The organism is Rhizobium sp. P44RR-XXIV, assembly GCF_001999485.2.
In the GTDB taxonomy this organism is placed as follows: domain Bacteria; phylum Pseudomonadota; class Alphaproteobacteria; order Rhizobiales; family Rhizobiaceae; genus Rhizobium.
Genome location: NZ_MPVZ02000025.1, coordinates 208,352 through 220,385, shown reverse-complemented (window position 1 = coordinate 220,385; position 12,034 = coordinate 208,352). Strand labels below are relative to the sequence as shown.

13 protein-coding genes and 1 pseudogene are annotated in these 12,034 nt (G+C 59.6%); 9 read left to right on the top strand and 5 right to left on the bottom strand.

The features are described 5' to 3' along the window. Positions 1–3: 3 nt before the first annotated feature. From BSK43_RS06420 to BSK43_RS06380, 9 genes and pseudogenes are all read left to right on the top strand, one after another. A complete protein-coding gene (locus BSK43_RS06420; protein WP_077468677.1) occupies positions 4–471 on the top strand; it encodes a chemotaxis protein CheW in 468 nt (155 codons plus the stop codon). Then, positions 468–1,376, top strand: coding sequence for a protein-glutamate O-methyltransferase (locus tag BSK43_RS06415; RefSeq protein ID WP_068397242.1), 909 nt, complete (start codon positions 468–470; stop codon positions 1,374–1,376). Before BSK43_RS06420 ends, BSK43_RS06415 begins: the two co-directional genes overlap by 4 nt. After that, the gene (gene cheB / locus BSK43_RS06410; protein WP_077468678.1) at positions 1,373–2,416 is read left to right on the top strand and encodes a protein-glutamate O-methylesterase CheB; all 1,044 of its coding nucleotides are present in this window, start codon (positions 1,373–1,375) and stop codon (positions 2,414–2,416) included. The genes BSK43_RS06415 and cheB overlap by 4 nt, the downstream gene beginning before the upstream one ends. Beyond that, positions 2,416–2,805: a response regulator gene (locus tag BSK43_RS06405; RefSeq protein ID WP_034488643.1), complete on the top strand. Its 390-nt coding sequence runs from the start codon at positions 2,416–2,418 to the stop codon at positions 2,803–2,805. Before cheB ends, BSK43_RS06405 begins: the two co-directional genes overlap by 1 nt. Continuing rightward, a complete protein-coding gene (gene cheD / locus BSK43_RS06400) occupies positions 2,802–3,356 on the top strand; it encodes a chemoreceptor glutamine deamidase CheD (RefSeq protein ID WP_068397236.1) in 555 nt (184 codons plus the stop codon). The genes BSK43_RS06405 and cheD overlap by 4 nt, the downstream gene beginning before the upstream one ends. A 16-nt stretch (positions 3,357–3,372) precedes the next feature. Further along, positions 3,373–3,762: a hypothetical protein gene (locus tag BSK43_RS06395; protein WP_077468679.1), complete on the top strand. Its 390-nt coding sequence runs from the start codon at positions 3,373–3,375 to the stop codon at positions 3,760–3,762. 165 nt (positions 3,763–3,927) lie between these two features. After that, positions 3,928–5,608 (top strand): annotated as a pseudogene (fliF, locus tag BSK43_RS06390) (flagellar basal-body MS-ring/collar protein FliF). 517 nt (positions 5,609–6,125) lie between these two features. Next, positions 6,126–6,863, top strand: a complete 738-nt coding sequence (locus BSK43_RS06385) for a helix-turn-helix transcriptional regulator (RefSeq protein WP_077468681.1) — start codon at positions 6,126–6,128, stop codon at positions 6,861–6,863. Between the two features lie 41 nt (positions 6,864–6,904). After that, positions 6,905–7,621 (top strand): helix-turn-helix transcriptional regulator, encoded by a 717-nt coding sequence (locus tag BSK43_RS06380; protein WP_136686803.1) that lies wholly within the window; start codon positions 6,905–6,907, stop codon positions 7,619–7,621. Between the two features lie 155 nt (positions 7,622–7,776). Here BSK43_RS06380 and BSK43_RS06375 read toward each other — a convergent pair whose 3' ends face one another. From BSK43_RS06375 to BSK43_RS06355, 5 genes are all read right to left on the bottom strand, one after another. Continuing rightward, entirely contained in the window at positions 7,777–8,217 is a 441-nt protein-coding gene (locus tag BSK43_RS06375; RefSeq protein WP_068397223.1) for a hypothetical protein, read from the bottom strand. 5 nt (positions 8,218–8,222) lie between these two features. Then, the gene (flhB, locus tag BSK43_RS06370; protein ID WP_068397215.1) at positions 8,223–9,302 is read right to left on the bottom strand and encodes a flagellar biosynthesis protein FlhB; all 1,080 of its coding nucleotides are present in this window, start codon (positions 9,300–9,302) and stop codon (positions 8,223–8,225) included. Positions 9,303–9,394: 92 nt separating this feature from the next. Further along, positions 9,395–10,438 (bottom strand): flagellar motor switch protein FliG, encoded by a 1,044-nt coding sequence (fliG, locus tag BSK43_RS06365; protein ID WP_077468682.1) that lies wholly within the window; start codon positions 10,436–10,438, stop codon positions 9,395–9,397. Positions 10,439–10,487: 49 nt separating this feature from the next. After that, positions 10,488–11,018, bottom strand: coding sequence for a flagellar motor switch protein FliN (gene fliN, locus BSK43_RS06360; RefSeq protein ID WP_077468683.1), 531 nt, complete (start codon positions 11,016–11,018; stop codon positions 10,488–10,490). A 64-nt stretch (positions 11,019–11,082) separates the two neighbouring features. Further along, complete coding sequence (locus BSK43_RS06355; RefSeq protein ID WP_068397209.1) at positions 11,083–12,030, bottom strand: FliM/FliN family flagellar motor switch protein; 948 nt, start codon at positions 12,028–12,030, stop codon at positions 11,083–11,085. Positions 12,031–12,034: the final 4 nt, after the last annotated feature.

Genomic DNA, 12,034 nt, shown 5'->3' with positions numbered 1-12,034 from the left:
TCCATGTCTGTTGCCGTCAAGAACCTGACCCAGGAAGCACGCGAGCTGATCGCCTTCCGGATCGGCGACCAGGAATTCTGCATCGACGTCATGTCGGTGCGCGAAATCCGTGGTTGGACGCCGGCAACTGCCATGCCGCATGCGCCGTCCTACATGCTCGGCGTCATCAATCTGCGTGGCGCCGTGCTGCCGATTATCGATCTCTCGGCCCGGCTCGGCATGAAGCGTGCGGAGCTGACGGCGCGGCATGTGATCATCGTCGCGCAGGTCAAGCGTAAGGTCGTCGGTCTTCTGGTCGACGCAGTATCGGACATATTGACGATCGCGACCGACCACATCCAGCCGACGCCGGAAATCTCTTCCGACCATGAACGGCAGTTCGCGCGCGGCATCGTCGCGATCGACCGGCGCATGATCTGCCTGATCGAACTGGAAGCTCTGTTCCCTGAAAACGAAAGCGAAGCTGCATGACTGTGATGGGAGCGATAGATCTCAAGGCATCGCCGGACGAGGTCCTGGCCAGCGGCGAATATCCGCTGACCCGGCGCGATCTCGCCGAGATCGCTGCCATGATCTATGCGGACGCGGGCATTTCCCTCAATGAAAGCAAGGCGTCGCTGGTCTATTCGCGGCTGTCGAAGCATATCCGCGCGCTCGGTCTGCGCGGCTTCCGCGATTACTGCACGCTGGTGTCTTCTCCGGCCGGAAGTGCTGCACGACGTGAGATGCTGTCGCATCTGACGACCAATTTCACCCGCTTCTTCCGCGAGAACCATCATTTCGATCATCTGCGCGACGAGGTGCTGCCGGGTCTTCTGGCGCGCGCCAAGGCCGGTGGCCGGGTGCGTATCTGGTCGGCTGCCTGTTCCGATGGGCAGGAGCCTTATTCGATCGCGCTCACCGTACTGGCGCTGATGCCGAATGCGGCGGAGTTCGATTTCAGGATCCTGGCGACGGATATCGATCCGAAGATCCTCGGTCTTGCCCGCGCCGGCGCCTATGATGAGGCGGCACTCGAAACGATCTCGCCTGCCATGCGCAAGCAATGGTTCCAGGAGGTCGATGTTCAGGGGCGTCGCAAGTTCCAGATCGACGATCGCGTCAAGCGGCTGATCACCTTCAACGAATTGAACCTGCTGGCGCAATGGCCCTTCAAGGGCACGTTCGACGTCATCTTCTGCCGCAACGTCGTCATCTATTTCGACGAGCCAACGCAGACGAAGATCTGGGGGCGGTTTGCCGGCCAGCTCCAGGACCACGGCCACCTCTATATCGGCCATTCCGAGCGCGTTGCCGGCGACGCCAAGCACCTCTTCGACAATATAGGCATCACCACCTATCGCTATCTCGGCAAGAACGCGGGGAGGAAATCATGAGCGCTGCTGCCCGTGTTCTCGTGGTCGATGATTCCCCGACCATGCGTGGCCTGATCACAGCCGTATTGCGTTCAGATCCCGAGGTTGATGTTATCGGCCAGGCCGGCGACGCGCTTGAAGCGCGAGCCGCCATCAAGGCGCTCAATCCCGATGTCGTTACCCTCGATATCGAGATGCCGAACATGAACGGCCTCGAGTTTCTGGAAAAGATCATGACGCTCAGGCCCATGCCGGTCATCATGGTCTCCACCATGACGCATCGCGGCGCCGATGCGACGCTCGCAGCCCTGGAAATCGGCGCCTTCGATTGCGTGGGGAAACCCTCTCCGGGCGAACCGCACCCATTCGGCGACCTGGCCGAGAAGGTCAAGGCGGCCGCTCGTTCGCAACGGCAATTCGTCAAGCCCGCCGCCCAGCGCGCGCCGCCGCCCGCCGTCGCCGATTTCCGTGTCGGCCGCAAGATCGTCGCCATCGGCTCATCCACCGGCGGCGTCGAGGCCTTGATCACCGTATTGCAGAAGTTTCCCGCCAACTGCCCGCCCACGGTCATCACCCAGCATATGCCTCCGAGCTTCACGCGGAGTTTTGCCGAGCGGTTGAACCGCCTTTGTGCGCCTGTCGTCGAAGAGGCGACAGACGGGGCGCGGCTGGCAATCGGCAAGATCTATCTGGCGCCCGGTGGTGACAGGCACCTGCGGGTTGTCAACCCATCGGCGCCCCAGTGTCGTCTGGCGGATGGAGGGCCGGTGAACGGTCATCGGCCATCGGTCGACGTGCTTTTCGATTCGGTCGCCGAACTGGCTGGCCGCAACGCCGTCGGCGTGATCCTGACCGGCATGGGCCGCGATGGCGCTGCCGGTCTCCTCAAGATGCGCCACGCCGGTGCGCGCACCATCGGCCAGAACGAAAAGACCTGCGTGGTCTACGGCATGCCGAGGGTCGCCCATGAGCTTGGTGCCGTCGAACAACAGTTTCCGCTGAACGCCATTGGCGAGGAAATCTTGAAAATTACAGCCGCCCGAAAGGAAGGGAGCGAATAATGTCTCTAGCGGAGAAAATCAAAGTTCTGATCGTTGATGATCAGGTCACCAGCCGTCTCTTGTTGAGTGATGCGCTGACGCAGCTCGGCTTCAAGCAGATCACCTCCGCCGGCGACGGCGAGCAGGGCATGAAGATCATGCAGCAGCAGCCGCATCATCTGGTCATCTCGGATTTCAACATGCCGAAGATGGATGGGCTCGGGCTGCTGCAGGCCGTCCGCACCAATCCGGCAACCAAGAAGGCGGCCTTCATCATCCTGACGGCACAGGGCGACCGTGCCCTGGTCCAGAAAGCGGCCCAGCTCGGCGCCAACAACGTCCTGGCCAAGCCATTCACCATGGAAAAGATGAAGGCAGCCATCGAGGCCGTGTTCGGAGCACTGAAATGATTGTCGAGGGTGCAGCCCGTCGCATGCACATCATTCAGGGCGAGTACAAGGTTGTCAGCGACCCGGACGTGGTGCTGGCAACCATTCTCGGCTCCTGCGTGGCGGCCTGCCTGCGCGATCCGATCGCCGGCGTCGGTGGCATGAACCATTTCCTCCTCCCGGGAATGGCAAGCTCGCCGATGAGCGGTGGTGATGCGACGCGCTACGGCGTGCACCTGATGGAGCTTCTGATCAACGGCCTTTTGAAGAAGGGTGCGCGGCGCGATCGGCTGGAGGCAAAGGTCTTCGGCGGCGCCAAGACGATTGCGACTTTCTCCAATGTCGGCGAGCAGAATGCCGCTTTCGCCATGCAGTTCCTCAGGGATGAAGGCATCCCGGTCGTCAGCTCAAGCACGGGCGGCGAACATGGGCGCAAGATTGAATATTGGCCGATCTCCGGACGCGCCAGGCAATATCCGCTTACCGGCGCGGAGACACAGAAGACCGTGGCGCTGGAACAGCGTCCGGTCGTCGCTCCAAAGCCGGTCGACAACACGATCGAATTTTTCTGATCAGCGAGGCTACTGCATGACTGCCTTCCAGCGCGCCGAAATGACCGCCATCGAGGAAACCCTCCCGGCCATCCTTTTGCGTATCGTCTCCGAACTGCATGACGTGGCCTATCTGATCGAGCGCATCGAGCCGCAGCTGCTCGATGTCGGCGGTGCGCATGTGCTGGAATCGCCCGATGCGGTGAAAGTCATTCAGGGCATCGACCTTGCCGTCCAGAAGACGCGCGGCATTGCCGAATTCATCGATACCATTGCCGGCGCCATGCCGGACGGATGGACGGTCGATCTTGCGACGGCATTGAGCCTCGTCAAGCTGACGGAGATGCAAAAGGCACTCGGCGGAGGCACCTTGCATGCCCACTCGCAGCCCATGGCGAAAGCCGCTGGCGATTTCGACTTCTTCTAGTCGAACGCTCAACATGTATATTGTTTTTCTTATATAATTTTAACCACTTCTCCCCGGCTTTTTCCCCTTTTCCTGGCCGGACGAAACGCTCGCACAAGTTTCGATTTCTATTTTCGCTGCAGGACACAAAGCCATCAGGTCTTTGACGAATCGTGCGAGAACAGAATGAATCTGTTAAATCAATTAGTTCCATTGTTCCGGAACATCCAGAATCTCGGGAGAACGCGGCTGCTGATCCTGGGTGGCGTGGGCGCTGTGTCCATGGTCCTGATCCTGTTTGCAGCCCTTTACGTCAATAAGCCTTCCCAGGAGACGCTCTATGTCGGCCTGGATGCGACGGATCTCAACCAGATCAGCATCGCGCTCGCAGAAGCCAAGATCAATTTCCAGGTCGGCACGGATGGCACCAGCCTGACCGTTCCGGCAGGCATGACCGGCAAGGCTCGCGCACTGCTTGCCGAGCGTGGCCTGCCCAATAGCGGCAATGCCGGTTACGAGCTGTTCGACAATGTCGGTTCGCTCGGCCTCACCTCCTTCATGCAGGAAGTCACCCGCGTTCGCGCCCTTGAGGGCGAAATCGGCCGTACCATCACCTCCATCGCAGGCATCAGCGCCGCGCGCGTCCATATCGTCATGCAGGATACCGGCAATTTCCGTAAGGCGGATCAGAAGCCGACGGCCTCGGTGATGATCCGTGCCAGCTCCGAGGCAGCCCGCAAATCGGCATCGGCGATCCGGCATCTCGTTGCCTCGGCCGTTCCGGGGCTCGAGGTCGACGACGTTACCATTCTCGACTCGACCGGCCAGCTGCTGGCATCGGGTGACGACCCCAGCAATGGCGTGCTCACCCGCAATCTCGGCATCGTCCAGAATGTACAGAGCGAAGTCGAATCGAACATCAACAAGGCTCTCGCCCCCTTCCTCGGCATGGACAATTTCCGCTCGAGCGTAACGGCGCAGCTCAACACCGACAGTCAGCAGGTGCAGGAAACCACCTACGACCCGGATTCGAAGGTCGAACGTTCGGTCCGCACAGTGAAGGAAGCGCAGAAGTCGCAGCAGAACCAGCCCGATACCGCAGCGACCGTGGAACAGAATATTCCGCAGGCCGCTCCGCAATCCGGCGGCAATACGCCGACGTCGAACGACCAATCCGACAAGCGCGAAGAGCAGACCAACTACGAAATCAACAGCAAGACGACGGCCACGACGCGCAACAGCTACAAGATCGAAAAGCTCTCCGTCGCCGTGGTGGTCAACAAGGGCCGCGTCGCACAGATGCTCGGCCAGGGTGCCGATCAGGCGAAGATCGATGCCTATATCGCCGAAATGCAGAAGATCGTGGCGACTGCTGCAGGCGTCGACCAGGGGCGCGGCGACATCGTCACCGTCAATGCGATGGACTTCCTCGACAACCAGCTGCTCGAAGATACCGCCTCCAGCTTTAGCATCACCGATATGCTGAGCCGCAACATGGCCGGTATCATCAACTCGCTGGCCTTCGTCGCCCGTCGCCTTCCTCATCGTCTGGATGGGCTTCCGTCCGCTGATCCGCTCGCTTGGCGGCGGCGCAGCCGGTGGCACGGCATTGCCTGAGGCGGCCGGCTTGGAACTGCCCGACTTCGCTCCCGCCGTCGGCGGCCCCGGCGCCGCGCTGATGGACGGCTTCGGCTCCGACTTCGGCTTCGACAGCACCGACGATCTGCTGACGATGGGCGACGATAGCGGCACCTTCAACCGTCGGGTCAAGGAAGGACCGGAGCGTCGCCTGTCGCGGATGGTGGAAATCAGCGAGGAACGCGCCGCAAAGATCCTCAGAAAATGGGCCGTCGACAAGGCAGCCTGATCAACAGGACCGGGAGAAATCCCGGTCTTTTTGTTTTATCCCGGTGGTTTCTGCCTTCAATACTGAGAAAACTGTGACCCGTTAGCCGCTGCCGGATAGTTTGACGTGTTCGTAAGATGGAATTTCGCTTGCAATTCCGTTGCTGGGCATAAAGAATCGACTTACTGGTAAAGTGCCTTTGCGTATCAGTTGTTCAGTTCGCGCGAATAGGCCTTCGATTTCAGCGTATCGCCGGTTCGAAGTGTTGCAGAGTCCGGAGCGCGGGAAAAATCAGTTCATGGTTCGCTGATTGTGTCCGCAACGCCTGTGCCGATCCGGTTGCCCACATGAAATTCAATGATGGGTGTATTTCATCCACCCGCCTTCACCGGGATGTGTTTGTATCGCGGTAGACAATGATTCGGTTCTGATGCCCTGCGGAAGGTCGATATTCGCTTTCCAGGGTGATGCACCGGGTTTCAACGGAATAGTGCTCTCGTTGACGAATGATCGTCCAACAGTGGCAGGAAATGCAAGAATGGACATGCAGATATCGCAGACGAGCAAAGGCGATTGGGATGCGCGGTCGGTCGCGTCCACGGGCGCCATGTCGCGCGAGCAGCTCATTCTTCAGCTGGGTACCGTTTCCGGCCCGGCCTATCTGCAAGCCGGCCTTCGCTCGCTGACGAGCTATGCGGGTGCCTACGGCTACCTCTTGGCGCGCTGCGATCTCATCCAGGAAAGCGGGCTGGACTTCGTCGTGTCCTCCGACTGGCCTTTCGATCTCGTGAGGCGGCTGGCATCGGAATTGACGGGCGGCTATGGCCGTATCGGCGAGCTGGAAAAATGCATGTCGCTGTTCCAGCCGAGCCTGGCCTCCTTGCCGGATGACGTCGAGCTGCCTGATGGCATCAGCCGCCGATATTACGCTTTGACCTTCAATGTCGGTCGTACACGCTTCTCTCTATTGCTGCTGGTCCGCGAATCCGAGACGCTCTCGCCGGAGCGGCTGCGCGATGTCGGCCTGCTGTCAGGCTATCTCGCCAGCTCGATCCGCTGCTTCGAAAGCAAGTCGGAGCGCGATTTCGATCTTACCGAGCGTGAGCTGGAATGTTTGTTCTGGATCGCCGAAGGCAAGACCAGCGACGAGATTGCCATGATCCTCGGCATCTCGCGCAATACCATCAACAACTACATCACCAGCGTCATGCGCAAGACCGCCACCAAGACCCGGTCGGAGGCAATCGCCTTCGCCGTGCGAAACAATCTCGTTTGAAGGCTCACTGAATGCGCTATCAGCCAGACAGGACGACGGATATGCCGGCGGAACCGCGGCTAACCCGTTCGGGCCGGATTTCTGGCCGCTCCGATCTCTTCCCGAAGCTGGTGTCGATGCAGAAGTTGATCGATGCGCAGCATTTCGCAGTTTATCGCCTCCATGGCTCCGGCCTGCCGCACAAGCAGCGTCTCGTCAGCGAACTCGACAATTGGGGGTCGGCCAATTCCGTTATGGGCAAGGCTTTCGTCGAGGCTTACAGCGAAGCCATGATCGAGCACATCGACAAATCGCTGCTTCCGCTTATGTGGAATGGCAGGGATAGCGACAGCACCGCCGAGACACCGGACTTTGCCGCCTTTACTCAGCGCCTGAAACCGCATCTTCTGCCCTTTGCCGGCGTCGCCTTTCCCGTACGTCTGGGGGCGGTTGGCAACGGCTATGTGGTCTTCACCGCAAAATTCATGGATCTGGCGAGCGATATGATCGTCGAGCTGCATGGTCGCAGCTGCCAGATCATGATGGCGCTATTGTCGCTGGACGAGCGCCGCTCCCAGGACGCCGAAGCCCTCAGCGAGCGTGAAATCGCCTGCCTGCAGCTTGCCGGCGACGGGCGCATCAGTGAAGAAATCGCCGAGAAGCTGGGATTGTCGGTCCACACTGTGAACGCCTATCTCGGCTCTGCGACCATCAAGCTCGATAGCGTCAATCGCATCCAGGCGATCGCGAAAGCGATCCGCTTCGGCTACATAAGCTGATTTTCAGCGCCTCGGCGGATAGCTTTCGTCAATCTCTAGAGCATTTCCGCTTTTCTTCGAATCGCGAAAACGCTCTATCTTTTTGTTTCTTGACGCATTCCGGACGGAAAACCGCTACGCACTTTTCCTGGAAGTGCTTTGACGTCTTGAACGGCTCAGAACACGCGTGCCGTTTCGCCGCGCGTCACATAACGCGCATCCCTGAGGCTACGCGCGAAAAGCGCCGTGTTCTCATCGGGATCGGTGGACGCCTTGTCGAAGGCGATATGGTTGATCTCGATGCCGGCATAGTGCTCCGCCAGCGCCAGTTTGGCATAAACGGTCACGCCCGGCGGCTTGATTTCCAGGTCGATCGTCACTTCCGCAGGGCCGCCCCAATCGAGCTTGTAATCGCCACCGAGGCCGAAATTGACAGTACCGGGCAGGAAATAGAGTTCGGCCGCCGAGGCTACGAGGTCGGCGAGATTGCCGTATCGTTCGAAGCGGAGCAATGAGATCAGATCGGCGGCGTCGAGGAGGCGGAGCTCGCTCGCGACGGGGCTGATGGCTTCCGCGAGGATTTTTTCACGTTCGGCAGAGTAGGGGCATTTTTTCATTTGGTTTATCGTACCCGTTTTCTATTCGACTGCGCGGCATAGATCCGATGGATGAGCTCGGCGACGGCCTTGTAAAATACTGACGGTATGACGCTATCAACCGAGACTTGCGCAAACATGGAGCGCGCGAGGGGTGGATCCTCGAAAACCGGAATATTGTTGGCCTCGGCTATCTCTCTGATCTTCAACGCAATCAGGTCCTGGCCCTTGGCGACGACGACGGGCGCGTCGCCTTCCTCCCGCACGTAGCGCAGCGCCACGGCAAAGTGTGTCGGATTGGCGATGACGAGGGTGGCGCGCGGAACCTGTTTCATCATGCGCCGGCGGGCGCGATCGCGTGCGATCGAGCGCTGGCGCGACTTGACGATCGGGTCGCCCTGCGACTGCTTGAGCTCGTCCTTGACCTCCTGCTTGGTCATCTTCAGCTCGTCGAACCAGTGATATCGGCTCCACAAAATGTCGGCGATGCCGACGACGGCGGTTGCCAGGAGCACGATGATGAGGATTCGCTGAACGATCGTCGACAGGCGCACGAAGATGGTTTGTGGGTCCGAAGCCATCGAATCGATCGAATGAAAGAACTGGCTGCGCAGCACGAAAAACATGACGATGCTGACGAGAACGATCTTCGCAAGCGATTTGCCGAATTCCACCAGGCCGGTCATGCTGAAAAGGCGTTTCCAGCCGGATGCGGGTGAGATCCGCGAGAACTGCGGCCTGATTCGCTCCAGAACTGGTGTCGGCAGGTTTTGGAAAATCGAGGCGCCGATGCCGAAGGTGAAGAAGAGCACAACGGCGGGCATCACGAGGTTACCGGCTTCCCAGCCTATGCGGGTGAAAAGCGAAATCGCGTCGGGCCCGGTTTCGATCTGCCATTGATCCGGCTTTTCGAAGAGATCGCGCAGCACTTCTCCCATGCGGCCGATGCGCTCCGGCAGGAAGAAGGTGACATAGATGACGGTCGCGAGCATGGAGGCAAAGATGGTTGCCTCCCTGGAGTGAGGCACATTGCCCTTCTCCATGGTGTCGCGGAGTTTTTTCTCCGTCGGCCTTTCTGTTCTACTGTCTTTGTCTTCGCCAGCCAAAGCAGTCGTCCTTCGCAAACGGAAAGGGGCCGCGCATCATACGCGGCCCTAAGCTAAGCACTCTAAGACGAATCAAGTGAGTCGCGGTGAGATCAAGCTGCTTCTTCCACAGGCGTATTTTCCTTGGGCTTGAGCTCGATCTGGCCAGAGTTGGCAAGACGGATGGCTTCCTGTGCGATGGCCCGCCGCGCGATGGCGATTTCGCGCGGGTTGACGCCGGCATTGCCCATCTGCAGATCCGATTCGATCATGCGGCGCTGACGCGGGCTGATCGAGGAGAGGACGATCTCGCGAATCTCGTTGCTTGAGCCACGTAGCGCCATGGTCAGGATGTCCGAGGCGATGTCGTTGAGCAACAGGACGCGGCTTGGCTGCGGCATGCGGATCAGATCGTCGAAGAGGAAGATCTTCGGACGGACCTTCTCGACCGATTCCTTGTTGATCGTTTCGAGCGAGCTGAGCAGGGTGTCGACCACGGGCTTGTCGAGTTCGTTCATCAGGTCGGCGACCTTGGTCGAGCCGGAAGCATTGCGCTCCGCATCGATTTCCGCCATCAGGCCGAGAACGCGGTTCTCGATGATCTGTGCTGCCTTCGGGCTGACGTCCTTCAGGTTGACCGTGCGGTTCATGATGTCGGGACGCTGCGCTTCGGGAAGCTGCAGCAAAACTTTCGCGCCGAAAGCGGAAGGCATCATCGACAGCACATAAGCGATGGTCTGCGGATGCTCGCGCAGGAGGAATTTGGCCACGAAGACCGGATCGGCCTCGCCCAGGCGATCCCAGATGGAGGTTTCGTAAGCCTGGAAGGCGGTGCGGCGGCCGAGCAGGCTGTCCACTTCGTCCGGTGTTAGGCCTTCCTCGAGAATGCTCTCGATGGCCTTCGCATTGTCCATAAGGCCTGCGCCTTCGGTGAACAGATCCTCGAATTCCGCCACGAGCTGCGCCAGTTCGTCCGGCGGAATGAGCCTCAGCGACTGCGCCGAGGCGATGATCATCTGCAATTCATTCTGGGTAAAATATTTGAGCAGCCGTCCTGCTACCTGCTTTCCCATGGCGAGAAGGACGGCGGCCGCTTTTTCAGTCTGCGATAACGGTTTCTCGGCGAGTGCGCCGCTGAAATCGTCAAAGTCCATCATGGTCTTCGTCTCCATCCCTCACCGGGATTGGGCTCATCATGAGCCGGGTTCAGCTTTTCTTTGTGTTGTATATTTCTGTGAGCTTGATACCGAACCTGGTGTCATCATGTTCCAGAACGGTAATTTCGCCCCGACCGATCTTGCGGCCGTTTACTGTGATTTCGACCGGTTCGCCGATCTTCTTGTCGAGCGCTATGATTGCGCCTTCGGTCAGGTTCATCAGGCCGGAGACCTGCATGCGGCTGGTGCCGAGCACGATCTGGACGTCGATCGGGATATCCATGATCATGTCGAGATTGGCGGCCAATGCGCTGCCAAGAGCGGCGGGCGCCGGAGAGGCTTCGCCGAAATCGCTGTCCGCGAAGGCTGGGCCGGAATCCTCGTCGCCGAAATCGCCGAAGGTGGAGAGGTCGGTGCTGGGCTCCGCGCCAAACTGGTCAGCTGCGAAATCCGGCATGCCGCCGTCGCTATCCTTCTTCAGGACGCCGCGCAGACCATCGATGGCGTCGTCCAATGCGGCGTCGCTGTTTGGAAATTCCAGCGATTCCTCGTTGCTTTGCTGTGTCGTCTTCGTAGCCATGAAATCACTATTCCAGTTGAAACTTGCCTCAAGCTGCCGTGGGTGGGAGCCACCCGCCGGCTGATCAATTCATCAGGTGCCGCAGAAGCTCGTCGTCGGAATTCACATTGTCCTTGACGCGCACCGTGTAATTTTCGCCAGAGCGGCCGAACTCGCAGATATAGAGGTCCTTGCTGTTGGCGCTGACCTCGACCCGCACGTCGCCGCTATTGTCCATGAAGGGAATGGTATCGCCGACCGCAAGCTTGGAAATCGTGTCGAGCGTCAGGGATTGCAGGCGGATGCGTGCCTCGAGCGTCACTTGCGAGCGGCGAACCTGCTCGTTGAGCTGGTCCGACCATGCCTGCGATGCGGCCGTCGGGTTCTTCGCCCGCGGTGCGCTGACAACGGTGCGCAGCAGATCGCGCTGCGGCACGATGATGACGATCTGGGAAATGGACTTGCCGAGCGAAACCGTCATCGTGATCGCAGCGGCGAAATCGTCATTCTCGTCGGTGATCTGCGCCATTGCCTCTTCGACATTGTAGGGCGGATCGAGATAGGGCTCGAAGCCGCCCTGAGCATTGACCGCCGAGCGGAGCACATTGGCGATCTTTTCGAACACCATGACGGAAAGATCGAGTTCGATCACCGAAAGCGGCCGGGCAATGGCCGCTTCCATGTCTTCGGCGCGTCCCCCCAGCATATGCTCCATCAGCGTCATGATGAAACCGGAGCCGCAGCCGAGCACGAATTTGGATGACCAATTGCGCAGCGAGGCGTTGACCAGGGCGTGGTTGCCGCCAAGACCGGCGATCAGGTCTTTCATGAGGCCGGACTGGCAGCCGCCATAGGCGATACCGCTGTCGAGACCGGTCTCGTTCTTGATCATATCCGGCAGGAATTCGGCATAGACCTGGGAGAAGGCCGTGCCGATCTTGGCAAGCAGCGCCTGATCGCCAAGATTGCCTGTGAGCTTGGCGAAGAGGGTGCGGTCCATCGTCTGTGCCTTGGATGCGGATTGCTGGCTCATGGTT